Origin of the sequence: Ornithinibacillus sp. 4-3 (assembly GCF_040958695.1) — a bacterium.
In the GTDB taxonomy this organism is placed as follows: Bacteria; Bacillota; Bacilli; order Bacillales; family Amphibacillaceae; genus CALAMD01.
The window spans coordinates 2,505,090-2,530,860 of sequence record NZ_CP162599.1 but is presented as its reverse complement, the minus strand read 5'-3'; the positions used below and the strand labels follow the sequence as shown (position 1 = coordinate 2,530,860).

General features: G+C 34.4%; 26 protein-coding genes. 25 read left to right on the top strand and 1 reads right to left on the bottom strand.

The window, feature by feature from the left end; genetic code table 11:
- Positions 1-135 precede the first annotated feature (135 nt).
- The 3 genes from AB4Y30_RS12390 to AB4Y30_RS12380 all read left to right on the top strand — a co-directional run bounded on the left by AB4Y30_RS12390 (position 136) and on the right by AB4Y30_RS12380 (position 1,889).
- Entirely contained in the window at positions 136-1,317 is a 1,182-nt protein-coding gene (locus tag AB4Y30_RS12390) for a CaiB/BaiF CoA transferase family protein (protein WP_368652545.1), read from the top strand.
- Between the two features lie 102 nt (positions 1,318-1,419).
- On the top strand, positions 1,420-1,551 hold the full coding sequence (locus tag AB4Y30_RS12385; protein WP_368652544.1) for a hypothetical protein: 132 nt from the start codon (positions 1,420-1,422) through the stop codon (positions 1,549-1,551).
- A 44-nt stretch (positions 1,552-1,595) separates the two neighbouring features.
- Entirely contained in the window at positions 1,596-1,889 is a 294-nt protein-coding gene (locus AB4Y30_RS12380) for a hypothetical protein (RefSeq protein WP_368652543.1), read from the top strand.
- Positions 1,890-1,949: 60 nt separating this feature from the next.
- On the opposite strand, the gene AB4Y30_RS12375 is transcribed toward AB4Y30_RS12380, so the two are convergent.
- Complete coding sequence (locus AB4Y30_RS12375; protein WP_368652542.1) at positions 1,950-2,759, bottom strand: hypothetical protein; 810 nt, start codon at positions 2,757-2,759, stop codon at positions 1,950-1,952.
- A 301-nt stretch (positions 2,760-3,060) separates the two neighbouring features.
- On the opposite strand from AB4Y30_RS12375, the gene AB4Y30_RS12370 reads away from it, so the two are divergent.
- From AB4Y30_RS12370 to lipA, 22 genes are all read left to right on the top strand, one after another.
- The gene (locus AB4Y30_RS12370) at positions 3,061-4,425 is read left to right on the top strand and encodes a M20/M25/M40 family metallo-hydrolase (protein WP_368652541.1); all 1,365 of its coding nucleotides are present in this window, start codon (positions 3,061-3,063) and stop codon (positions 4,423-4,425) included.
- 92 nt (positions 4,426-4,517) lie between these two features.
- A complete protein-coding gene (locus AB4Y30_RS12365; RefSeq protein ID WP_368652540.1) occupies positions 4,518-5,867 on the top strand; it encodes a M20/M25/M40 family metallo-hydrolase in 1,350 nt (449 codons plus the stop codon).
- A gap of 190 nt (positions 5,868-6,057) precedes the next feature.
- Entirely contained in the window at positions 6,058-6,762 is a 705-nt protein-coding gene (locus tag AB4Y30_RS12360; RefSeq protein ID WP_368652539.1) for a FadR/GntR family transcriptional regulator, read from the top strand.
- Between the two features lie 130 nt (positions 6,763-6,892).
- The gene (locus AB4Y30_RS12355) at positions 6,893-7,720 is read left to right on the top strand and encodes a carbon-nitrogen hydrolase family protein (protein WP_368652538.1); all 828 of its coding nucleotides are present in this window, start codon (positions 6,893-6,895) and stop codon (positions 7,718-7,720) included.
- A gap of 81 nt (positions 7,721-7,801) precedes the next feature.
- Positions 7,802-9,376, top strand: a complete 1,575-nt coding sequence (locus AB4Y30_RS12350; protein ID WP_368652537.1) for an ABC transporter substrate-binding protein — start codon at positions 7,802-7,804, stop codon at positions 9,374-9,376.
- A gap of 270 nt (positions 9,377-9,646) precedes the next feature.
- The gene (gene lhgO, locus AB4Y30_RS12345) at positions 9,647-10,840 is read left to right on the top strand and encodes an L-2-hydroxyglutarate oxidase (protein WP_368652536.1); all 1,194 of its coding nucleotides are present in this window, start codon (positions 9,647-9,649) and stop codon (positions 10,838-10,840) included.
- A 228-nt stretch (positions 10,841-11,068) separates the two neighbouring features.
- The gene (locus AB4Y30_RS12340) at positions 11,069-11,425 is read left to right on the top strand and encodes an arsenate reductase family protein (protein WP_368652535.1); all 357 of its coding nucleotides are present in this window, start codon (positions 11,069-11,071) and stop codon (positions 11,423-11,425) included.
- Between the two features lie 149 nt (positions 11,426-11,574).
- Positions 11,575-11,958 (top strand): glycine cleavage system protein GcvH, encoded by a 384-nt coding sequence (gcvH, locus tag AB4Y30_RS12335; protein WP_368652534.1) that lies wholly within the window; start codon positions 11,575-11,577, stop codon positions 11,956-11,958.
- 184 nt (positions 11,959-12,142) lie between these two features.
- Positions 12,143-12,499: a toprim domain-containing protein gene (locus AB4Y30_RS12330; RefSeq protein WP_368652533.1), complete on the top strand. Its 357-nt coding sequence runs from the start codon at positions 12,143-12,145 to the stop codon at positions 12,497-12,499.
- Positions 12,500-12,522: 23 nt separating this feature from the next.
- Complete coding sequence (locus tag AB4Y30_RS12325) at positions 12,523-12,843, top strand: thioredoxin family protein (protein WP_368652532.1); 321 nt, start codon at positions 12,523-12,525, stop codon at positions 12,841-12,843.
- 424 nt (positions 12,844-13,267) lie between these two features.
- Positions 13,268-14,053, top strand: coding sequence for a Fe-S cluster assembly ATPase SufC (gene sufC, locus AB4Y30_RS12320; RefSeq protein ID WP_368652531.1), 786 nt, complete (start codon positions 13,268-13,270; stop codon positions 14,051-14,053).
- A gap of 21 nt (positions 14,054-14,074) precedes the next feature.
- The gene (gene sufD / locus AB4Y30_RS12315) at positions 14,075-15,382 is read left to right on the top strand and encodes a Fe-S cluster assembly protein SufD (RefSeq protein ID WP_368652530.1); all 1,308 of its coding nucleotides are present in this window, start codon (positions 14,075-14,077) and stop codon (positions 15,380-15,382) included.
- Positions 15,382-16,602: a cysteine desulfurase gene (locus AB4Y30_RS12310; protein WP_368652529.1), complete on the top strand. Its 1,221-nt coding sequence runs from the start codon at positions 15,382-15,384 to the stop codon at positions 16,600-16,602. Before sufD ends, AB4Y30_RS12310 begins: the two co-directional genes overlap by 1 nt.
- A complete protein-coding gene (sufU, locus tag AB4Y30_RS12305) occupies positions 16,592-17,062 on the top strand; it encodes a Fe-S cluster assembly sulfur transfer protein SufU (protein ID WP_368652528.1) in 471 nt (156 codons plus the stop codon). The genes AB4Y30_RS12310 and sufU overlap by 11 nt, the downstream gene beginning before the upstream one ends.
- A gap of 34 nt (positions 17,063-17,096) precedes the next feature.
- Positions 17,097-18,494 carry a Fe-S cluster assembly protein SufB gene (sufB, locus tag AB4Y30_RS12300; protein WP_368652527.1) on the top strand — a complete coding sequence of 466 codons (1,398 nt, stop codon included), beginning with the start codon at positions 17,097-17,099 and terminating at the stop codon, positions 18,492-18,494.
- A gap of 118 nt (positions 18,495-18,612) precedes the next feature.
- Positions 18,613-19,946 (top strand): IS3 family transposase gene (locus AB4Y30_RS12295; RefSeq protein ID WP_368652526.1). Its coding sequence is split into 2 segments (ribosomal slippage): positions 18,613-18,997 and positions 18,997-19,946, totalling 1,335 coding nucleotides; the frame shifts between segments, so codons are not numbered across the junction.
- A gap of 381 nt (positions 19,947-20,327) precedes the next feature.
- Positions 20,328-21,089, top strand: coding sequence for a MerR family transcriptional regulator (locus AB4Y30_RS12290; RefSeq protein WP_368652525.1), 762 nt, complete (start codon positions 20,328-20,330; stop codon positions 21,087-21,089).
- Between the two features lie 201 nt (positions 21,090-21,290).
- Positions 21,291-21,854, top strand: coding sequence for a hypothetical protein (locus tag AB4Y30_RS12285; RefSeq protein ID WP_368652524.1), 564 nt, complete (start codon positions 21,291-21,293; stop codon positions 21,852-21,854).
- 440 nt (positions 21,855-22,294) lie between these two features.
- Positions 22,295-22,849 carry a cupin domain-containing protein gene (locus AB4Y30_RS12280; protein ID WP_368655222.1) on the top strand — a complete coding sequence of 185 codons (555 nt, stop codon included), beginning with the start codon at positions 22,295-22,297 and terminating at the stop codon, positions 22,847-22,849.
- A 160-nt stretch (positions 22,850-23,009) separates the two neighbouring features.
- On the top strand, positions 23,010-23,627 hold the full coding sequence (locus AB4Y30_RS12275) for a kinase (protein WP_368652523.1): 618 nt from the start codon (positions 23,010-23,012) through the stop codon (positions 23,625-23,627).
- Positions 23,628-23,877: 250 nt separating this feature from the next.
- Positions 23,878-24,717, top strand: coding sequence for a biotin/lipoate A/B protein ligase family protein (locus AB4Y30_RS12270; protein ID WP_368652522.1), 840 nt, complete (start codon positions 23,878-23,880; stop codon positions 24,715-24,717).
- The gene (gene lipA, locus AB4Y30_RS12265) at positions 24,717-25,661 is read left to right on the top strand and encodes a lipoyl synthase (RefSeq protein ID WP_368652521.1); all 945 of its coding nucleotides are present in this window, start codon (positions 24,717-24,719) and stop codon (positions 25,659-25,661) included. The genes AB4Y30_RS12270 and lipA overlap by 1 nt, the downstream gene beginning before the upstream one ends.
- Positions 25,662-25,771: the final 110 nt, after the last annotated feature.

Here is a 25,771-nt window from a genome sequence, read left to right as displayed (position 1 = left end):
TATATGTACGTGTTCAAAAAGGTCATTTTTGTTGGTCTTTTGAACATCCTCTATATGCTATTCAACAAGCTAATGCTTGGCTGAAATCTTACAATAAATTATGATAGATATATAGAAGTAAGGGGAGGAAAAAATATGTTACCACTTCAAGGTATAAAAGTAATTGATTTAACAAGAATTCTAAGCGGCCCATTCTGTACAATGACACTTGCAGACTTAGGTGCGGAAGTAATTAAAATTGAAACACCAAATGGAGACGATACAAGACAATGGGGTCCTCCATTTATTAATGAAGAAAGTGCGTATTATTTAAGTGTAAACCGTAATAAGAAAAGTATCGTGTTGAACTTAAAAGAAGAAAAAGGTAAAGAAGTATTTTATAAATTAGTGAAAGACGCAGATGTCGTAGTAGAAAACTTCCGTCCAGGAACACTAAAGCGTCTAGGTGCAGACTATGACACATTAAAAGAGTTAAATCCTGGTATAGTATTAGCCTCTATTTCTGGCTTTGGGCAAACAGGACCGTACGCATTAAAACCAGGCTATGATGTATTAGCCCAAGGTATGGGTGGATTAATGTCGGTGACAGGTGAACCTGATGGACCACCAGTGAAGGGTGGTTATTCACTTGCAGATATTGGTACAGGAATGTGGGCGATTATTGGTATTCTGTCTGCATTAAGAGAAAGAGATATTTCTGGTGAAGGACAATGGGTGGATGCTTCTTTACTTGATACAATGGTATCATGGCAAACTTATCTAGCAGGAAACTATTTTGCAACAGGAGAAGATCCAAAGCCTCTAGGAGGAGCACATCCAAATATCGTTCCATATCAAGTGTTTGGTGCATCTGATGGACATTTCATCCTAGCTGTAGGTAATGATAACCTTTGGAAGTCATTTGTAGAAGCGATGGATGAGGATATTCTGCGTGATGAAAAATACGCAACGAACCCACAGCGTGTAGAACAACGTGAGACATTACTTGCATTGTTAGAGGAGCTTTTCGCTAATCGCACAGTTAAAGAATGGGTTGAAATCTTTGAAAATGCTAAAATTCCAGTTGGGCCTGTGAATAAATTCTCAGATATCCTTGAAGATGAGCATATTAAATATAGAGAAATGGTTGTGGAGAAGGAACATCCAACAGTTGGAAATCTACGCATGTTAGGGATTCCAGTGAAACTTTCTCGTACACCTGGAGAAATCAATACTGTACCACCAGGGCTAGGAGAACATTCAGATTCGGTATTAAAAGATTTAGGATATAGTGATGAAGAAATTACCGCATTAAAAGAAGCAGGAGTTACTAAATAATTTTAGACTTAACATAGCATGAATAGCATCCTATAGAGTAGACATTTTAAATGGCTTACTCTATAGGATTTTTTGTTAGTTATTTAAGATGGATGAAGACCAATGGAAGTACAGCTTATGAAGAAAAAAATTAAATTAGGTATCATTGTGATCCTTTTATTTGTTTGTATCGATACTATTTTAGATATTTCTACTCCTGCTTTTGAAGAGTTCTCCCAAGCGATAAAATTTTAATTGAGAAAGATGGAGAAGTATTTTGGGAAATAGATGATCCTAGTTTGCTGTTCAAAGAAGGGTTTGGGACTGGGCTTTATGATACTGGACAACTGGGTTTAAATCGATTTCGTATGAAAACGAAATATGGAATTGCTTTTCTAAAAGAAGATAAAGTGCTTGCTAAATACAAAATCCTAACACCCAAAACAGAAAAGGCGATTGCAAAAGTAAAGACCAATGGTGGCTGGTTTACAATGAATGATGATTATGTAGTTTTATATGATGATTTTACTTATTTTTCATTTGGATACCCTTTTTTTGATAGATTGGGAGAGATAATAGAAGAGGCAAATTAAAAACATACTAATGTTTAGTAGTGTAGCTTAGAGTCACTATTAAACCTTAGTATGTTTTTCTTATACAAAATTCATTTTTGTTACTTGGGTATCAATGGTATAAACTTCAACATTTAGATGCTGTAAGAAATCTTGGCGTAGGGCATCTTGAAGATTCTTGATGATTGCTGAAATGTTTGCATCTTTTTCAGCTTTGATTTCAATCTGTAGTTTTATAATAGGTAAGAAATTATCTAATGTAATTTTAATGTGTTGATAGCTTTCGATTTCGTTTGTTTGTCGACAACGATAGGCAACAATTTGTTTTAATACATCAGGAGAGATGGAAATAGACCCTAATTGGAAATTTGGTCGAACAACAGTTGTCTCCCCAATTATTTTGCGCTGTTTAGAAAAGACCTGTGTCCCTTTTAAAATTAATTTTTTAAAAAGACCGTGCTCAATTTGTATAGAAGGGATAGGTATAACATGTTCCCCTTGTGTTCTTCGAATAAATTCTGCCATTTTGATTTCACTTGAAGTACGAATATCTGTTACATCGATATGCTGATCAATTTCTCCAAGCTCTAATCTTTCAGCAATTTGCTTAACCATTCGTTTAGATGTTCCTATAAGCAAAATTTTATGCGGATTAATATCTTTTAATTTATTAATAATTTCATAGCGATGATCCTCATAGAAAAAAACAGCACGTTTAATTGCTGTAATCGTATTTTGCTCGTATTTTGCAGAGCTTCCAGCAATCTTTGTTCCATTATAAATAAGTAGGCCATCATCGATGATTACAGGAATGTCATGATTATGTGCAAAAAGCAGTGCACTTGTGCTTTTTCCTGTACCACTTGAACCGCTTAATGCGTATACCTTCATTTTCCATTCCTCCTAGTGTGAAATTTGCGTTAGTCCTATTATAGCATGACTTAGAACTCTTTTTCTCTGCAAAATTCTTATGTAAACGGATACTTTATTGACCGCTTGCGATTTTATGCTAATCAATTTATAATTTTAGTTAGTGTGTGATAAACGATAGAATTGCTTCTGAATTTTTAAAAGTAGAATTATTTGAAAATACATAAAAAAGCATTCTATTGAAATAAAGAAATCAGTTGAAGAGAATCTGGAATAGACCAGTGAACATAAAACTGATTTTATACAATGGAGAGTGAAAGTAATGAGCATGGAAAAAGTAAGAGAGCTTGTAACTGCAAAAAAGGACGAGTACTTAGATACATTATTTACCATTCTAAGACAAAGAAGTATTAGTGCACAAAATATCGGAATGGAAGAAACATGTGAGATGTTAAAGGGTATGATGGAGGACGTTGGTATTAAAACGAAAGCAATCCCAACAGATGGTTACCCAGTTGTTTATGGAGAAATTATTAATGACCCTAGCAATTTTACATTACTTATTTATGGTCATTATGATGTGCAGCCTGAAGATCCTATCGATGAATGGTTAAGTCCACCATTCGAGCCTACGATTCGTGATGGGAAAATTTATTGTCGTGGTGCAGGAGATAATAAAGGCCAATTAATGGCACAAGTTTTAGCAATTAAAACATATCAGGAAGTAGTTGGAGATTTTCCGATTAATATTAAATTTGTTTTTGAAGGTGAAGAAGAAAGTGGAAGCCCAAATTTAGCTAAATTTGTTGAGGAAAACAAAGAGCTTTTAAAGGCTGATTTAGTCTATACTTCAGATGGACCTATGCATGATAGTGGTGCGCCGTTTGTATTATTAGGTGTTCGTGGTATTTTATCTTTTGACCTAACTGCTAAGGGGGCAGAATGGGATAATCATTCAGGAAACAAAGGAAATATCGTACCAAACCCAGCTTGGGACTTAGTAGAATTATTAAATACAATGCGTGATGAAAACGGAAAAGTTTTAATTGAAGGTTTCTACGATGATATTATTGCACCGACAGAAACAGAGTTAGAAATTCTTAAAACATTACCATTTAATAAAGAAGAATTAGCTGAACAAATTGGTTATAAAGGCTTTGACATGACACGTGAAGAATATTATCAAAAATTATCTTTAGAGCCAACCTTTACAATTAATGGTTTCACAAGTGGATATGCTGGTGAAGGTTCGAAAACAATTATTCCAGCAACAGCAACAGTGAAGATGGATACTCGTCTGATTATTGATCAAGATCCTGCTGATATTTTAGAAAAAATTAAAAAGCATGTAGCTAAGCATGCACCACATGTCGAAGTAGTTGATCAAGGTGCGATGAAACCTTCTCGTACACCTGCAGACTCACCAGTGGTTGAGGCAGTGAAAAATGCAGTAGAAAAAGCATATCGCCAAAAGCCAGTTATGCAGCCAAGTATGGGCGGAAGCTTACCTGATTATGTATGGACACAAATTTTACGTGCGCCATCTGTTGTAGTGCCATATGCAAACTTTGATGAAGCAAACCATTCACCAAATGAGAACATTGGCGTAGATAATTTCTTCAATGGAATTATTTGTACATGTCATGTGATCGAAGAATTAGCTAAATATCATTCTGAAAAGAAATAGTGGATAGGTAGGTGAAAGGTGTGTAACGCTTTTCACCTATCACTTTTTACATACATAGAAGACAATCTTAGATATTTACGAGGAGTGGATGAATGATGGTAATTGCAGCAATAGAGAATCGAATCAAAGAAAAACAAGAGGAATACTTAGAAACACTTTTTACCCTTTTAAGACAAAAAAGTATCAGTGCTCAGAATATTGGTATTGCTGAAACAGGAGAATTATTAACAAAAATGATGGAAGAGATTGGAATTAAAACGCAAATTATTCCAACTGCTGGTCATCCTGTGATTTATGGAGAAATTATCAATGACCCTGAGTATTTTACATTGCTTATCTATGGTCATTATGATGTACAGCCACCAGATCCTATTGAAGAATGGGATAGCCCACCATTTGAGCCAACCATTCGTGATGGAAGAATTTATGGTCGTGGAGCAGGAGATAATAAGGGACAACTTATGGCACAGCTTCTAGCAGTGAAGACATATCAAGAGGTAGCAGGAGAACTGCCAATTAATATTAAGTTTGTTTTTGAAGGAGAAGAGGAAAAGGGGAGTCCTAACCTTATCCCATTTGTAGAAGCGCATAAAGAATTACTAAAAGCAGATTTAGCATATACTTCTGATGGACCTATGCATGATAGTGGAGCACCATTTGTTTTACTCGGAGCAAGAGGGATTGTTTATGTTGAACTTGAAGCTCATGGTGCTGATTGGGATAATCATTCAGGAAACAAAGGAAATATCGTACCAAACCCTGCATGGAAGTTAGTAGAGTTATTAAATACAATGCGAGACAAAGAAGGTAATGTATTGATTGAAGGTTTCTATGATGATGTCCGTACACCAACAGAAACCGAATTAGAATTACTAAAAACCTTACCATATAACCAAGAAGAATTAGGAGAAAAAATTGGTTATAAGGACCTTCAGATGACTGGAGAAGAATACTACCGTAAGCTGACTTTAGAACCGACAATGAATATTGCTGGATTTAATTGTGGAAGTAGAAAGACAATTATTCCAGGAAAAGCAGTGCTAAAAATGGATATGCGTCTCGTTGTAGACCAAGATCCATATGATATTTTAGAGAAATTCAAAAAACATGTAGCAAAGCATGCACCAGATATGGAAATTAAAGTCCATAGTATGCGTCATCCTTCTCGCACATCACCAGATCAAGAAATTGTTCAAGTTATTCGAGATGCTGTAGAAAAATCTTATAAGCAACCGCCTGTGATGCAACCAAGCCTTGGCGGAGGATTACCTGACTATGTCTGGACACAAGTTTTAGAAGTTCCCTCTGTAATTGTTCCATATGCGAATTTTGATGAAGCTAATCATTCTCCAAATGAAAATATTGGAGTAGATAATTTCTTTAATGGAATTCGTTGTACATGTCATGTAATTGAAGCATTAGCAGAATTTTATCAGAAATAGGTAGCGGTTTGAATTAAATAATTACCTTAAAAAGCGCAAAGTAATCTTTGCGCTTTTTTATGCGCGAAATCTAAATAGTTAATATTTTTAGAAAAAACAGTATTGTAATTTTCTGAATATAGATGTATGCTTGTCATACAACATACAATCATTCAAGTTATAATAATGAAATTAGGTAGGGGTGAATACTGTGTCCTTCACTATAGATCGTCGTAAAATTTCTGAACAAGTATTTGATAATTTAAAAATATTAATACAGGATGGCACTTTTCCAGTAAACACTAAGCTTCCTTCAGAAACTGAATTAGCGAAAATGTTTAAAATTAGTCGTTCACCAGTGAGAGAGGCACTAAGCATACTTTCTGCAATTGGAATAGTTGAACAGAGGCAAGGTGGAGGGAACTGGGTAAGAGAAGTAAGAGTTACAGATATGTTAGAAAAAGCAAGATTAGAAATGCTAGATATTGAAAAGGTTTATGAATTGCTAGAATTACGAACGATTATTGAAACAGAAGCAACTGCTCTTGCGGCAATTAGGCATAAACAAGAGGATATTATTGAACTGGAACAGGCATTATATACACTTAAAGAGACCTTCGTAAATGATGATACAATCCTTGGTGATGAAGCAGATTATAATTTCCATAAAATTATTATTCGTTCTTCATACAACTCATTTTTAGTCCAAACCATTGAAAATACTTCTGAGCTATATCATAAAGCATTACAATTTTCCTTAAAACAAAATATTGGTTTGAAATTAAAAAGAGAACATATATACGAAGAACACAAGGCTATTTTTGATGCTATTAAAGCGAGAAATTCAAAATTAGCAGCATTAAAAATGAGAAAACATCTTCATACAGTAAGGAAGAAAATTGGAGATAATCTTTAAAAGTTACCATTAATGGAGGTGATAACTTCGATATTCTTAAATAGGTTATTACAGCACAAATGAAAATGATAGTATCTTTAAGTTGGAAAATGTAAACGATTACACTTGAAAATTAAGGAGAGGATATTTGATGAAGGTAGCTTCCATTCAAATGAATGTGCGAGAGGATAAAGAGAAAAATATTCAAAAAGCCCTTAAATTTGTTGATCAAGCAGCTAAAGAAGGAGCAAAATTAGTATGTTTACCAGAGTATATTGACTATATGGGGCCAGATGATAAGGAATTGAAGCAAAAGATTAGTGAGACAATTCCTGGCCCAACTACTAATCTTTTTAGTGAAAAAGCTAAGGAATTAGGAATTTATATAAACTGTGGAAGTTTTATGGAAAAGGCTGATGATGGCCGCTCCTATAATACTAGTGTTCTTTTTAATGACCAAGGTGAAATCATTGCGACTTATCGAAAAATGCATTTATATGATGTTGAAATGGAAGATAGAATTTCAATCAAAGAATCTGACGCAATTAAGCCAGGAACGGAATTATCAGTAGTAGATACTCCAGTTGGAAAAATGGGATTAAGCATATGTTATGATGTAAGATTTCCAGAATTATATCGTTCATTAGCACTTCAAGGAGCTCAAATTATGTTTATTCCAGCTGCTTTTCCTATCTATACCGGATATCTACATTGGGAATTGCTTATTAGAGCAAGAGCTGTAGAGAATCAATGTTATGTGATTGCGACAGGACAGTATGGTTTTTATGATACTGGAGAAGGGGTGGAGGATGCAAAATACGGTAGTAGTATGATTGTTGACCCTTGGGGAACTGTTATTGCAAGAGCTCCAGAAGGCGAAGGTATCATTACAGCCGATATTGATATTACAAAAGTTGATGAGTTTCGAAATACAATCCCATGTTTTGAACATCGTAAACCAGAATATTATCAGTTATAAGCTTATTTCATCTATATTGAACCTGTTTATATTTGTTATATATACGAAGCACTTAACTCCACGTTCAGGAAAGGTGAGCATATGAAATATAAACGAACAATCTTGTTAGTAATCTATCTAGGTGTGATTTTAAGTTTACTTGCTTGTAATTCAGAAGAAGATGCTACAAATGATAACAATCAAGAGGATCAAAATGGAAAAAATATATTAACAGTAGCTTACGATAATAAGCCACCTGGCTTGGATCCACATATTACCACTGCAACAATAACCAAAGATTTCACATCCCCAATTTTTGAAACACTTGTAGCTCTAGATAGCGAGTTAGAGCCACAACCTATGCTAGCTGAAGAGTGGGAAATTAGTGAGGATGGGAAAACATACACATTTAAATTAAGAGAAGGAGTTAAATTTCATAATGGAAAAGAAATGACATCAGAGGATGTAATTGCTTCTTATGATAAATGGGTAGAAGTATCTTCTCTTGGAAAAAGTAATTTTGCAGATGCAACTTTTGAAGCGGAAGATGATTATACGGTTGTGATGCAACTTCCTGAGAGAAATACAGTTACACTAATTGCGCTTTCCAATACTATTCAATATTTGGCAATTATGCCGAAAGAAATTGTTGATAATGCTGGAGCTGATGGGGTTACAGAATATGTTGGTACAGGCCCTTATGAAGTGAAAGAATGGAGGGCAGATCAATATTTACATCTGAAAAAATTTGAGGATTATCAACCTTTATCAACACCAGCAGATGGTTTTGCAGGAAAAAAAGAAGTTTTAGTAGATGAATTACATCTCGAAATTGTTGATGATGCTTCAACACGTGTCGCTGGTCTTATCAGTGGCCAGTATGATATGGCAACATTATTACCTTATGATGATTATGATAGGTTAGAAAATGATCCAAATATTACGGTTTATACCCCTGATAATGGATTTGCAATGATGGTATTTAATAAAAAGCATGGATTCTTTAGTGATGTTAAAGCACGTCAAGCAATTAACTATGCTTTAGACTTAGAAGAGGTGTTGCTTGCGGCTTATTCAAGTGAAAAATTTGCTGCACCATCCCATGCATTAGTTCCAGAGATACAAACAAGTTTTTACAGGGAAGAAGGTATTGATAGATATAATCAGAAGGATATTGAAAAGGCGAAAGAATTACTTGATGAGATAGGTTATGATGGTGAAGAAATAGTGTTTTTGGTAAGTAGAGCATACGAAGATCATTATAATGCAGCAGTTTCTGTTCAACAACAACTAAAAGAAGTCGGGATAAATGTTAAATTAGATGTGTATGATTGGGCGACTTTATTAACACATCGTGAAGATGAAACAGCATGGGATATGTTTGCAACAGGATTTAGTTATGAACCACATCCATTGAATAATATATGGCTTGATTCAGCAACACAATATCCTGGTTGGACAAATAGCCCTGAAATAGATAGTTTTATTGAACAAATAAGAACAGCCGCTTCACCAGAGGAAGCAAGTGATTATTTTGGTGAACTTCAGGATGAGTTTTATAATTATTTACCTTTAGTTAAGTATGGAGATACCAAAAATATTCATGCCACTAGAAGCAATATAAAAGGGTATGACTATTCTTTATCTCATGTATTCTGGAATGTCAGTAAAGAATAGGTATTAACTTAGACCTTAAATTGGCAATAGAGGTTGAATGAAAAAGGGAGTGCATCTCAAAAGTTTGTAATATTTTGAATGCTACTCCCTTATTTAAATTATGATAATATTAAAATTAACGATACGAATTAAATAAACAGATACCTATAGAAGAGAAAAGATGGCTTAAGAAGCAGATGAAATTTTGTTCCAAATTTTCTTGAAATCTGTTGATTTTTTAATGATAATTTTAAACATAGTATACGTTAATTATATATAAGGAGGACTCGTATGTTTGATTATATCGTAGTCGGTGGAGGGATTGTCGGACTTTCCGTAAGTTATGAGTTATTAAAACAGAAGCCAGACGCTAAACTTCTTTTACTTGAAAAGGAAGATGAATTAGCAAAGCATCAAACAGGGCATAATAGTGGAGTCATCCATTCAGGTATTTATTATCAACCAGGTAGTTATAAAGCAAGGTTTGCTAAAGCAGGAAATGAATCTATGAAGGCGTTCTGTGAAGCACATGGTATTGATTTTGATCCGTGTGGGAAAATTATTGTAGCAACAAAAGAAGAGGAGTTACCATTACTGCAAAATTTATATGAACGCGGGCAGCAAAACGAGCTTGTTATTAAAAAAATAAATCAAGATGAATTGCGAGAATTAGAACCACATGTGAATGGCATAGAAGGTATTTCTGTCCCTGCTGCAGGAATTGTTAATTATAAACAGGTAAGCGAAAAACTTGGAGAATTAATTCGTGAAGCTGGAGGGGAAATCCTTTTAGAATCGCCAGTTCAAGCAATTACTGAGAATCCAGATGAAGTTGTTGTAGAAACAAAACGTGGAAACTATAAAGGAAAGCTGCTTGTCAATTGTGCTGGGTTGCATAGTGATCGAATAGCAAAAATGGCTGGATATCATGCTGATTTGAAGATCGTTCCATTTCGTGGGGAGTATTATAAATTAAAGCCAGAAAAGCGTTATTTAGTAAAAAATTTAATTTATCCTGTTCCGAACCCAGATTTTCCTTTTTTAGGCGTTCATTTTACTCGGATGATTGATGGAGAAGTAGAAGCAGGACCTAATGCTGTACTGAGCTTTAAACGTGAAGGATATCGAAAAACTGATTTTCACGTAAAAGATCTTGGAGAAACATTAATGTATAAAGGGTTTTGGAAATTAGCTGGTAAGTACATGAAAGAAGGACTTGAGGAAATGAAGCGCTCCTTTAGCAAAGGATTATTTGTTAAAAGTCTACAAGAGTTAATTCCAGAGATAACAGAAGATGATCTGATTAGTGCTCCAGCAGGTGTGCGTGCTCAAGCATTGCTTTCTGATGGAAGCTTAGTAGATGATTTTCAAATTATTGATGGAAAAAGAAGTATTCATATTTGTAATGCGCCTTCTCCAGCAGCGACAGCATCACTACAAATTGGTGAAGAAATTTCTAGAAGAATTTTCGCATTAAAGTCATAAAATTATTCTCTTTATTATTTTTATTGATAGTTATGAGACAAGGGATTGACACATTTTCATCAACTAAATTTAATACATAATGTGTTAAAATCAAGTCTTCTAAATTTTCCGGAGGATAATTTTAAAAATGCTTTTTAATTTTCTTATATAAACTAAGAAAAAAGAAGGTATAGGATGAAAATATGTGGTAATATGTCATTGAGTAGACAACAGTAGGGAGAGAATAGAATGGCTTTAACTTTTTATTGGTATCCAAATTGTGGTACATGTAAAAAAGCAAAGAAGTGGTTAGAGGAAAACAATAAAGATTTTGAAATAAAGCATATTGTGGAAGAAACACCTTCAAAAGAAATGTTTCTAGATTACTTCGAAAAAGCAGATGTACCAGAAAGAAAGTTTTTTAACACTAGTGGGAAAGTCTATCGTGAGCAAGGAATGAAAGATAAGTTAAAGGATGCAAGCGTAGAGGAAATGGCTACATATTTAGCTTCTAATGGAATGCTTGTAAAGCGTCCTATTACAACAGATGGTGAGAAAGTAACTGTTGGTTTTAATGAAGCAATGTTTGAAGAAAATTGGTTATAATAGGAAGTTCAAACAGTCCAACAAACATAATAAGGTGACTTTCTATGTTGGCTTGTTTTTAATTGAACACATACTATAAGTTTATAAGCTAGCAATAATTATAGATAGCTTGTATAATAAATTAGATTTTATTAACGGAGGGATTTTTAATGAATTTACCAGAGGATTTATTGTATTCAGAAGAACATGAGTGGGTTAAAAAAGAAGGAGATAAAGTACGAATCGGAATTACAGACTTTGCTCAGTCTGAGCTTGGAGACATCGTTTTCGTTGAACTTCCTGAAGTTGGTGACGAAGTAGAAGCTGACGAGCCGTTTGGTAGTGTAGAATCTGTTAAAACAGTTTCAGAATTATATGCTCCAGTAAGCGGAAAAGTTGTTGAAATAAACGAAGACCTTGACGATAGTCCAGAATATGTAAATGAATCTCCTTATGAGAGTGCATGGATGATTGTTGTAGAAGTATCTGATCCAGCTGAGCTTGATGAGTTATTAACAGCAGATGAATATGCATCATTCGTTCAAGAAGACTAATTAAATAAAGGAAGACTGGTCTATTTAACAGGCTAGTTATGCTTATGCTAATATTTTATTGGTATAAAAGGCTGATTAGCACCTATAGGTTGCAATCAGCCTTTCTTCGTTAATATTATATATATCTTGCTAGATCTATTGCTTCAATCTATGTTTCTTAACTCAAAATAAAGGGTGTATAAATATGTGGGAAGATAGATTAGAGAAAATAATTATTGTTGAAGGTCGTTCAGATAAGAAGAAAATTGAAAAAGTAATTATTGATCCTGATGTAACGGTTATATGCACGAATGGTACATTAGGTGTAGAACAATTTGATGAGCTTTTGTATAAGTACGAATTAGATGATCAAGATGTATATATATTAGTGGATGAAGATAAGACAGGATTAAAACTGCGAAAACAGTTAAGTAGAGAGCTACCACATGCAAAGCATATCCATGTGAATAAGGTATATAAAGAAGTGGCAACAACTCCAGAAAAGGATTTAGCCATTGCATTAGTAGCTAAAAACATAGAAGTAAATATAGCATATTTGTAGAGACTGGAATTTGGGTGATTTTTTTGAAGAAAGTTACAAATGATATATTAAAGCAGGATAGTTATTTTTTATTTATTAACTCTCCGTTCTGCGGAACATGCCATGTTGCGCGTTCGATGTTAGATCAAATTGAATCTATTTATCATGAGGAATTTTTCTATGAAATGAATGCCTCATTCTTTCCAGAATTTATGCAGGAACATAAGATAGAAAGCGTTCCTTGCTTATTAATTCGTAAGGATAATGAAACAAAAGAAAAAATCTACGCATTTCGATCGGTATCGAATATTTTCAAACATTTAATTTATCATGAGCCAGAGCGATTCATTAAAGACGAGGAATAATAGTAGGAAGAAAAGTAAATACTTTTGTTGAATAAAATAGGGTAGAAGATTTATGAACATGTGTTAAGAGAATATAAAATAAGAGATAGAACAAATGAAATTTATTAGTTTTAAAATGTAGACTAAAGCTGGTTATGCTCTGGAATTGACTCAGATGTTAGGGTGTTTTGTCCGTCGTGGTGGGTAATTCGGTTAATTTCAAGAAATGCTGACATGACATACATCTATACCCTTGAAATAGACATTTACACTAGTAAGATTAGGAATTTAATCACTTAAAATATTTTATGTTCATTTCTTATTTATAATAATTATTCATAACAGTTGATAAATCGTGTGTAATGCATTAAGATTATAATGAGAATAAATTGAGAATAGATTTTTTAAAAATCTATATCATCACCAGCAAATTGGAGGTATTAATATGGCAGGATCAACACTAGAAATTAAAAATCTTCATGTTTCAGTTGAAGATAATGAGATATTAAAAGGTGTAAACCTTACAATAACAGGTGGAGAATTTCATGCAGTAATGGGACCAAATGGTACAGGTAAGTCTACACTTGCTTCAGCTATTATGGGACACCCAAATTATGAAATTACTGAAGGAAGCATTCATTTAGATGGAGAAGATGTTTTAGAAATGGAAGTAGATGAGCGCGCTCGTGCTGGTTTATTTTTAGCAATGCAGTACCCAAGTGAAATTAGTGGGGTAACAACATCAGATTTCTTACGTTCTTCTATCAACGCTCGTCGTGAAGAAGGCGATGAAATTCCATTAATGAAATTCATCAAAGAGATGGATAATGCACTTGATTTATTAGAAATTGATCAAAATATGGCACAACGCTATTTAAATGAAGGATTCTCAGGTGGAGAGAAAAAACGTAATGAGATTCTTCAATTAACATTAATGAATCCAGCAATCGCTATTCTAGATGAGATTGACTCCGGTCTAGATATTGATGCATTAAAAGTTGTATCTAAAGCAATTAACCAACAGCGTTCTGAAAACTTTGGTTGCTTGATGATCACTCACTACCAAAGATTATTAAATTATATTGAGCCTGATCATGTTCACGTAATGATGCAAGGTCGTATTGTTAAGTCTGGTGGACCAGAATTAGCACAGCGCTTAGAGGCTGAAGGCTATGAGTGGATTAAAGAAGAACTAGGTATTGAAGACGAAACAGTTGGTAATAAAGCATAATAAGGTAGGAGGGATCAGTAGATGACTGTTAGTACAGCTTTTCCATATGATAAAGAATATATTGAACAGTTTTCAAAAGATAAAAACGAACCAGATTGGATGAAATCCTTCCGCCTAGATGCGTTAGAACAAGCAAGTAAATTAGAATTACCAAAACCTGATAAAACAAATATCAGCAGATGGGATTTTACTTCTTTTAAGCATACAGCTGAAGGGGAAACTATTTCATGCTTGCATGAAATTCCAACAGAATTACAAGATTATGTAGATGCAGAAAAATTCCCAGAGAATTTAATTATTCAACGTAACCAATCAGTTGCATACGCATCTTTAAGTGAAGAGTTAAAAAATCAAGGGGTTATTTTCACAGATATTTTCACAGCTATTCGTGATCATGCAGACCTTGTAAAAAAATATTATATGACAGATGCTGTATCTGTAAATGAACATAAACTAACAGCTCTTCATAGTGCTTTAATGAATGGTGGCGTATTTGTATATATTCCGAAAAATGTACAAGTAGAACAACCAATTCAAACAATTTTCTGGCAAGAAGATGAGGAAGTTGCTTTATTTAATCATGTATTAGTAGTTGCAGATGAAAACAGTTCTGTTACATACATTGAGAACTACTTCTCTAATAATAAAGAGACAAAAACTGTTTCCAATGTAGTAGCAGAGGTTATTGCTGAGGATAACGCTAAAATTTTATTTGGTGCCGTAGATAACTTTGCAGCTGGTACAACAACATATATTAACCGTCGTGGAATTGCAAAAGACCATGCAACGATTGATTGGGCATTAGGTCAAATGAATGATGGAAACACAGTTTCTGAGAACATTACACATTTAGTCGGTGACCATTCTGTATGTCATGCAAATACGGTGACTATTGGTAGTGGGGAGCAATTACAAAACTTTACAACCAAAACACATCATTTTGGCAAAGATACAGATGGACAAATTCTGCAACGCGGAGTTATGAAAGACCGTACAGCGTCAATCTTTAATGCAATTGGTAAAATTGAAAAAGGCGCTACACGCTCAAATGGTGTGCAAGAATCACGTATTCTAATGCTTAGTGAGAAAGCACGTGGAGATGCAAACCCAATTTTATTAATAGATGAAGATGATGTAACAGCAGGACATGCAGCATCTGTTGGTCGTGTTGATGAAATCCAAATGTACTACTTAATGAGCCGTGGAATTACAAAAGCACAGGCTGAACAATTAATTATTCACGGATTTTTAGAGCCAGTAGTAAACCAATTATCGGTTGAAGCGGTTCAAAATCAGTTTAGACATTTAATTGAAAGGAAAATAGGCTAATGGATATTTTATCCATCAAGAACTCTTTTCCAATTTTAGATCAAGAAGTGAACGGCTCTCCTCTTGTATATTTAGATTCTGCTGCTTCTTCACAGAAGCCAATTTCTGTGATAGAAGCGGTAGATTCTTATTATCGAACAGTGAATTCTAACGTTCATCGTGGTGTTCATACATTAGGAACACGTGCAACAGATTTATATGAAGGAGCACGTGAGAAAGTACGTCGCTTTATCAATGCGGATAGTACAGCAGAAATTATTTTCAATCGAGGAACAACAGCTGGTTTAAACATTGTTGCAAGTAGTTATGCATGTCAAAACCTGACTGAAAATGACGAGATTGTAATTACACCAATGGAGCATCATAGTAATATAATTCCTTGGCAACAAGCGGCAAAAATTACTGGAGCAACATTGAAGTATATACCATTACAGGAAGACGGTACACTATCTTTAGATGATGTACGCAGCACAATTACTAAAAACACGAAAATTGTTGCAGTAGCTCATGTCTCTAATGTACTTGGTACTGTTAATCCAATAAAAGAAATAGCAGAAATTGCACATGAAAATGGAGCAGTTATTGTAGTTGATGGAGCTCAAGGAGCACCACATACTACAGTTGATGTAAAAGCATTAGATTGTGATTTTTATGCGTTTTCTGGACATAAGATGTGTGCACCAACAGGTATAGGTGTACTTTATGGAAAACGTAAGTATTTAGAAATAATGGAGCCAGTTGAATTTGGTGGTGAAATGATTGATTTTGTAAACCTCTATGATTCGACTTGGAAAGAACTGCCTTGGAAATTCGAAGGTGGAACTCCAATTATTGCTGGAGCAGTTGGACTAGGAGCAGCAATTGATTTCTTGACTGAAATTGGTATGGATAATATTTACCAGCATGAACAAGAATTAGTGGCTTACGCAATGGAGAAGCTAAAGACAATTGATGATCTTATTATTTATGGTCCAAAGCAGCGTGCAGGAGTAATTACTTTCAATTTAGGTGATGTTCATCCACACGATGTTGCAACAGTGCTTGACTCACAAGGAATTGCTGTTCGCGCAGGACATCATTGTGCACAACCGTTAATGAAGTGGTTAGAAGTAACAGCAACAGCTAGAGCAAGTTTTTATTTATATAACACGAAGGAAGATGTTGATCGTTTAGTTGAAGGTCTCATCAAAACGAAGGAGTATTTCGGGGATGTCTTTTAATAACCTAGATACACTGTATAGACAAGTAATTATGGATCACTATAAATATCCTCGTAATCGAGGTAAACTGGACAATGGAGCACTTACGGTTGAAATGAATAATCCAACTTGTGGTGACCGTATTTCCCTACAATTACAAATCGAAGATGGTATCGTAAAAGATGTGAAATTTGAAGGAGAAGGCTGTTCGATTAGTATGTCCTCTGCATCAATGATGACACAAGCGATAAAAGGCCAGAAAATCGAAGATGCATTACAAATGTCAGCACTCTTTTCAAATATGATGCTTGGAGAAGAAATTGATCCAGGAGATTTAGATTTAGCCGATATAGAAGCTTTACAAGGTGTTTCAAAGTTTCCAGCACGAATTAAATGTGCAACATTAGCATGGGAAGCAATGGAGAAGGGTGTAAAGCACGAGCAGTCAGAGCAATCAGAAAAAGTGGAAGATAGTAAATAACTATCTTTCAGAGAAAATCAAAGGAGGTTTTCGCATGGCGAAACAAGCGCCTGGATTTGAAGAATATAAGTATGGTTTTCAGGATAAAGACGTATCGGTTTTTCGTACGGAAAGAGGTTTAACAAAAGAAGTTGTTGAAGAAATCTCACGTATAAAGGAAGAACCACAATGGATGTTAGAAGAGCGCTTAAAGGCATTAGATATTTTCTATAGTAAGCCAATGCCACAATGGGGTGGAGATCTTTCAGAACTAGATTTCGATGAGATCATTTACTATGTTAAGCCATCTGAAATGCAAGGACGTACTTGGGATGAGGTTCCTGATGAAATCAAGCAAACTTTTGATCGTTTAGGAATTCCTGAAGCAGAGCAAAAATATTTATCAGGTGTATCTGCACAGTATGAATCCGAAGTAGTATATCAAAGCCTTGAAGAAGATTTAAAGAAACAGGGAATTGTTTTCTCTGATACAGATTCTGCGTTACAGGAGCATGAAGAATTATTTAGAGAGTATTTTGGAAAAGTAATACCTGCTTCTGATAACAAATTCTCTGCACTAAATACAGCAGTATGGTCAGGTGGATCATTCATTTATGTACCTAAAGGTGTAAGTGTTCCATCTCCATTACAAGCATATTTCCGAATTAACTCAGAAAATATGGGGCAATTCGAAAGAACATTAATTATTGTTGATGAAGGAGCTTCTGTACATTATGTAGAAGGTTGTACAGCACCTATCTACTCAACAAGCTCTCTGCATAGTGCAGTAGTTGAAATTTTCGTTAAGAAAGATGCTTATTGCCGTTATACAACAATCCAAAACTGGTCGAACAACGTATATAACCTTGTTACGAAGCGTGCTACGTGTGAAGCTGGTGCGACAATGGAGTGGATTGATGGTAATATGGGATCTAAGTTAACAATGAAATACCCTTCTGTTCTATTAAGAGGAGAAGGTGCACGTGGAATGACAATTTCTATCGCTTTAGCTGGAAAAGGACAGCATCAGGATGCAGGTGCTAAAATGTATCACCTAGCACCAAACACATCATCTTCTATCGTTTCGAAATCTATTTCGAAGGACGGCGGAAAAGTTTCTTACCGTGGTATTGTACACTTTGGACGTAAAGCTAGCGGTGCTAAATCTAACATTGAGTGTGACACACTGATTTTAGATAATAAGTCATTCTCAGACACTATTCCGTATAATGAAATTTATAATGATAATGTATCCCTTGAGCACGAAGCAAAAGTATCTAAAGTTTCTGAAGAGCAATTATTCTACTTAATGAGTAGAGGAATTACAGAACAAGAAGCAACAGATATGATTATCATGGGATTCATTGAGCCATTCACTAAAGAACTCCCAATGGAATATGCTGTTGAAATGAACAGACTAATTTCATATGAGATGGAAGGTTCCATCGGTTAATAAAGTTAAAACCCCGTCATATTTTAAAATGTACCCTATAAGATAGACACTTTAAAAAGTCTCTCTTATGGGGTACTTTTATTTATAATGAAAGAAATTGCGAATGGGGCGGATGAAAATGTCGAAAATATTATTTACAGATCAAGAACAGTACTTATTGATGAAACATCCTTATGTAAAAGCGGTTAGTAAAAAGGCAATTACATACACGGATGAATTTAAAGCAATAGCTGTTAAAGAATATGGAGAAGGAAAATTTCCTCGTCAAATATTTGAAGATGCAGGATTTGATATTGAAATCGTTGGGATTGAACGCGCTAAATCGGCTTTAAAAAGATGGCGTACTGCCTATCAAGAAAAGGGTTTGGAAGGGCTTGAGGATTCACGTAACTCTTCTTCAAGACGTCTTCTTGCGCGTGAATTAAGTATAGAAGAAAAGTATGCTCGATTAGAAGCACAAAACGCATTATTACGCGCAGAAAATGAATTACTAAAAAAGATCGATCTAGCAGAAAGGTTGTTGATAAAGGAAAAGAAAAACTAACTGCGGAACAGAAATTTCAGTTAGTCCAATTCGTCATTGAAAAATACGGTTTAAATCGAATGGTGAGGTATCTTTGTGAATTAGTTGGCGTCTCTAGATCAGGTTATTATCGTTATTTTTCAGAAGAAGCACAACTGAATAGACAAGCACGAGATAAAGCAGATGAAGAAGTAAAGGCAATCATTTTAAAAGCGTTCAATTTCCGCCGTCGTAAGAAAGGTGCACGTCAAATCAAAATGACATTAGAACATCAGTATCACATTACCTATAACTTGAAACGCATTCGTCGTATCATGAAAAAGTTTCAAATTATTTGTCCCATTCGAAAAGCCAATCCTTATCGAAGAATCGCGAAAGCAACGAAAGAACATAGAACACTACCGAACCTATTAAACCGTGAATTTAAACAAGGAATCGCTAGAAAAGTATTATTGACAGACATTACCTACTTGAGTTATGGAAAAGGAAAACGTGCTTACTTATCCACTATCAAAGATGCCGAAACCAATGAAATTTTAGCCTATGAAACATCTGATAGAATCACCCTAGATATTGCATTAAATACAGTCAAGAAGTTAAAAAACAGTAAGATAAAGTTGGCTGAAGACGCATTCATTCACTCAGATCAAGGAGTTCACTATACGAACCCCCATTTTCAAAAGAAGGTGAAGGTAATGGGGCTAGGTCAGTCAATGTCCCGCCGTGGAAACTGTTGGGACAATGCCCCTCAAGAATCATTCTTTGGGCATTTTAAAGATGAAACAGACTTTAAATCGTGTGAAACATTAGAAGAGGTAAAAAGAGAGATTAAGAGTTATATGATTTATTACAATCATTATCGAGGTCAATGGAACTTAAAAAAGATGACGCCTGCACAATACAGTCATCATCTTCTTCAAGTTACTTAATTCCCTAGAGTCTTTTTAAAAATGTCCTTTACAAAGGGTACACTTTATTTATATGGCGGGGTTTTTTAAAATGAAAACAAATGGGAAAATGCCATGTCAGAGTTCAATGGTTGGAATAGAACTCTGACACTTCATATGAACAAAAGATTATAAGAAAGTATTTGATTCTAGCATCGCTTCCATATATTTATACGACGGGATTATTTTTGTGGTTTAGAAAAACTTCGATTATGCGAGAGATTTAATATGTTATCTATCATTATTAGGTTGATGAATCATTATAAGAGTTGCTCAGTTGCTAGCCTCTAGAAAAAAATTTAAAAAAGACTTGACCTTTACGCTGCGTAAATCTCTATATTAAGAATTGAAAGGAGGAAAAAAATGAAATACTCCATCAAACAAGTGGCAGATATGTCTGGTATCAGCACACGTACACTGCGATATTATGACCAAATTGATTTATTAAAACCAGCAGAATTTTCGGATTCAGGATATCGTCTATATAGAGAAAAAGAAATAAATCGTCTACAGCAAATTCTTCTCTATCGCTCTTTAGGAATAAAACTAGAACAGATTCATTCTATACTGGATGATCCTGCGTTTCATACGCTTACTGCTTTAGAAGAGCATCAACGCAAGCTGGAGGCAGAAAAAGACAAAATAAATCAATTGTTAGCCACTGTGAAAAAAACAATTCAATATACTAAAGGAGAGATTACGATGACAGCAGAAGAAAAATTTGAAGGATTTAAGAAAAAACGTTTGGAAGAAAATGAAAGACTGTATGGGGAAGAAATTAGAGAAAAATATGGTGAGGAAACGATTGAAAAATCAAATGAAAAGTTTATGAATCTTAGTGAAGCTGATTTTCAAAAAATGGGAAGAATTGAGGATGAATTGTTTGCGAAATTGGAGCAATTAACAGAAACAAAAGATTTAGACACATCTGAAGCAAAAGAAGTATACGAACTTCATAAGCAATGGTTGATGTACTCTTGGCCAAATTATTCCGCAGAAGCGCACAAAGGTTTGGCACAAATGTATATTGCAGATGAACGATTTGCAAAACATTATAACAGCCGTGCAGGAAAAGAGGTTGTTTCACTTTTACATGATGCGATTGTTAAATACGCAAAAGACTGATTATGATATAAACGAGAAGGGAGCACCTTCTCGTTTTTCCTATTGCTAAAAATAAATAAAAAAAGAATGGGCTTATTGATTACGCTTTTTTTGATTACATAGCTGCAATATGATTTTTGTATCGCTGCCATATGAATTGTCATAGATACTGTAACTTTGTTAACATTATTTATATAAAATATTTTTTGGAGGACGAAAATTTTGAAGAAATTATTACTGATAGTATTATTTTCAAGCTTACTGTTAGCAGCATGCAGTAGTAATGATGCAGAAAACAATGAAAGTCCGGAAAGTGCAACAGAAGATGGAACAGATTCTACTGATAAAGAGAAAAAAGAGGTTTATAGTATTGGCGATACCGCAATAATTACAAGTGATTTGTATGAGTTTGATTACGAGGTAACAGTTAACGACTTTTACTTTGCCGATGAAGCAAATGGAAAGCCAATGGAGGATGTTATGTCTACATCTGACGATGATTTTAAATTAGCAGTAGCTGAAGTTACATTTAAAAATATAAGTGATGAAGCCTATGTACCTCATCAGATGTATTCTGCAAATTTATCGGCAATAGACGAAGGTGGCGGGGAAATATCTTATAATGAATTTTTCCCGGAAGCAGATGAAGAATTAGCTCCAGGAGAAGAAGTAACAGGACCGTTAGTATATGTAGAAAGAGTGGATTATGCCGATACTTTTTTATTAAAGTTTGAAATGATGTCTGATGAAGAAACACATTTTGAGTTACCTAACCCTGGACAATAGGGTTTAGAAAAATTTTGGAGTATCATATTTTATATTCACATTTCAAATATAGTACTTATAAAAAATGAATATCTCTTGAAGTGCTCTTTGCTCTTCAAGAGAAATGACCCGCTCTTTAAGCCAGTATCTGTCTTTGAAAAGTTATTTAATAGAATAGCATACCTATCACGCTTGTGATTGATTCTATATGGAGTCGGCCAAAAGTAGGGCTTGTCTATCATTATATGAAACAAAAACCATAATTGTTGAATGCTATCGTGGAATAAAAGAATATCTGTAAATTAAAACAAAGAAGTCAATGCTCATTAATAATTTGTTACCCAATAATATTTTTCAAATTCATATAAAGAAAGAAGCACTACGAATAGCTTCTTTTTTATTGAAATACGGCAACAAAATTTCGTGAAAAGTAAAAATCAAGTGAGGTGGCTTCATTGATTGTGAACAAGGAACAGGAACGATTGGAATGGAAAAATAGAATAGGAGAAACATTGGTTCATCCCGATGGAAGAACAGTCACTTTTCTGGAACAAGGAATAGACGAAAAGGGAGATTTTTTGATTTTAGAACATCAAATAAAGAGGGAAGGAATGATAAATGGTCCCCACTGGCATCCAATGCTTACAGAATCTTTCAAAGTAAGGGAAGGAAGGATGCGTTTCCTTGTTGACGGGCAGGAACAAATTGTCGAGTCTGGGGGTCAAATAACGGTCTATCCAAACCAAGTTCATCAATTTGGGAATATAAGTGAACAACAACTAATAATGACCCATGAAATTCGCCCTCCTGGACTTCATTGGAAGATGTTTGTTTTAGTTCATAAATTAGAATGTGAAGGGAAAATGAACAAAAAGGGAATTCCACGCAATCCTTTGTGGCTGGGAGTAGCATGGGAATGTATTGATGGTTATCTTGTTGGCCCTCCTAAGCTCGTGCAAAAAATATTTCTTGGAGGATTGGCAAAGCTTGCTAAAGTATTAGGGTATCGGATATAAAGTTATTTATCCATTTTGTCCTAAATTATATTCTAAGATGCTCTATTCATATGACAGCAATCCGAAGTTACTAATATTTCAACTTTCTGTTAAGCTTTCAATAACCAAATAAAGATAGCATTTCAAAACTATGCTTCATAATAGGGGGAGTTGGAAAATAATGAAAAAAACAGTAGAAAAAATATTATTTCAATTTTCAACACGCTCTAATAAGCAACGTCCTTTTATTGTTGGAATAGATGGATTAGGTGGGGCTGGGAAAACAACAATCAGTAAAAAGATAGAGCAGGAATTGATCAATAGAAATTATCAGGTGGTTACTTTTCATCTTGATGATCATATCGTTGAAAGAAATAAACGATATGATACAGGCTATGAGGAATGGTATGAATACTATTATTTACAATGGGATATTAAACATTTAACTACTTATTTTTTTGGATGTCTCCATCATAATAAAAGTCCAATGTCTTTAGATTACTATGATAAAAATACTGACTCTTTTACTAAAAAAGAAATAGAAATTACTTCGGATTGTATTGTTCTGATTGAAGGTGTATTTCTTCAAAGGAAAGAATGGCGAAAGTTTTATGATCTTATTATTTTTTTATCCTGTTCAGATGATGTAAGACATAAGAGAGTTTTGAATCGTGATTCTTATATTGGTGACCATGAAGCAAGGCTTAAAAAATATCAAACGAGATATTGGCTAGGTGAAAAACATTATTTAGATAAACAACAGCCAACAAAAAATGCAAATATTATTTATCAAGTATAGAAATATTTTGCAATGATGAATCTTTGAAAGTATTGGTACTGCACTTGTTTCCATGATAAAAGTTTACAATTTAGTAATATTCACCCTTTACACTTATTCTTACATTAGTTACCATTAGAGAAGAAGTTAACAATCAAATTTTATGATAATTTAAGGTATAGAGTATGACTTTAATTGTATTTGCAAGACATAATCTCTTTAGTTTCTAACATACTCAAAATACTTCTTAGCGAAAAGGAGATGAATGACAATGGAGGAAATATGGGGATTACTTCATACTGGTCATCAAGATGCAGCAATTAATATGGCATTGGATGAAGCATTGATTAAATGGCATAGTAATGGAGATATTCCACCAGTCCTTCGCTTTTATGGATGGTCGAAACCTACTTTATCAGTGGGACGCTTTCAAAAAGTTGAAAAGTCGATTAATTTCGCAACAATTGAACAAAATGATTGTCAATTTGTTCGGAGATTAACAGGTGGTAGTGCAGTACTCCATGATGATGAATTGACCTACAGTATCGTTGTATCAGAAGATAAGCCTTATATTGCTGAGTCCGTTTTAGAGGCATATTACACCTTATCTAAAGGTATTATGGCAGGGTTTAAAATTCTAAATATCCCTGTTGAATCTTTCTTACATGAAGAACGTAAGAAGAAAGAGCGTACTGAAGTATGTTTTGAAAGGGCATCTGACTATGAAATGCTTGTGGATGGTAAGAAGTTATCTGGTCATGCACAGACAAGAGTACAGGGTGTACTAATGCAACATGGCTCATTACCGTTTACGATGGATACAGAGCTATTGTTTAATCTGTTTAATTACCCATCGGACAGAGTACGTGATAGACAAAGAAAAGGCTTTTATGAGAAAGCTATTACAATGAATGAAGCGTCTGAAAACAATATTACATATGAACAAGCTGCAAAAGCATTTGAAGAAGGATTTAAACAAGCATTAAATTTAAAGTTTGAAGATTTAGAGCTAACGGCTGAACAATGGAAAGAAGTAGAAGCATTAGCTGAAAATAAATACCGCAGTAAAGAATGGAATATGAATAGAAATAGAAAGAAGGTACAGTCCTAATGGCAGAACAAAAAGAATTTCTTCGTAAACCAGAGTGGTTAAAGACAAAAATTAACACAAATAAATCTTATTCTGGATTAAAAAAATTAATGCGTGAAAATAGATTAAATACAGTTTGTGAGGAAGCGCGTTGCCCAAATATTTATGAGTGTTGGAGTGAACGTAAGACTGCAACATTTATGATTTTAGGTAGTATTTGTACACGTGCTTGTCGCTTCTGTGCGGTAAATACTGGTCGTCCTAATGAGCTTGATTGGGGAGAGCCAGAACGTGTTGCTGATTCTGTAGAAATTATGCAGTTAAAGCATGTGGTTGTAACAGCTGTAGCACGTGATGATTTAGATGATGGTGGAGCTGCTGTATTTGCTGAAACAGTGCGTGCGATTCGTCGTAAGGTTCCGGGTTGTACTATTGAAATATTGCCTTCTGATATGAAAGGTGATTATGAAAGCTTAAAAAACTTAATGGATAGTGAACCAGATATTTTTAACCATAATATTGAAACAGTTCGTCGTCTAACAAAACGAGTTCGTGCGAAAGCTACATATGACCGTTCTTTAGAATTATTAAGACGTGTAAAAGAAATTTCTCCAAACACACCTACTAAATCCAGTATTATGGTTGGATTAGGGGAAACAAAGGAAGAAATTATTGAAGCAATGGATGATTTACGTGCTCATAATGTGGATATTATGACAATTGGTCAATATTTACAGCCAACGAAAAAACATATGATGGTAGATCGTTATTATCATCCAGATGAGTTCAATGAGCTAAAAGAAATCGCAATGACAAAAGGATTTACACATTGTGAAGCTGGACCACTTGTACGTTCTTCTTACCATGCGGATGAGCAGGTAAGTCAAGCTTCTGCACAACGTCGTATTAAATATATGCAAGGTGTAGAAAAACAAGAAAATAAAGAAATTGATTTTACTTTTTAAATGATTTGGACTGGTTGTGAGAATGTTTATAAGCATTCTCACAACCAGTCTTTTTTTATTTCTAATCGGTTTTATGATATGTTTAAAGTAATATAAAATGACTATTACGC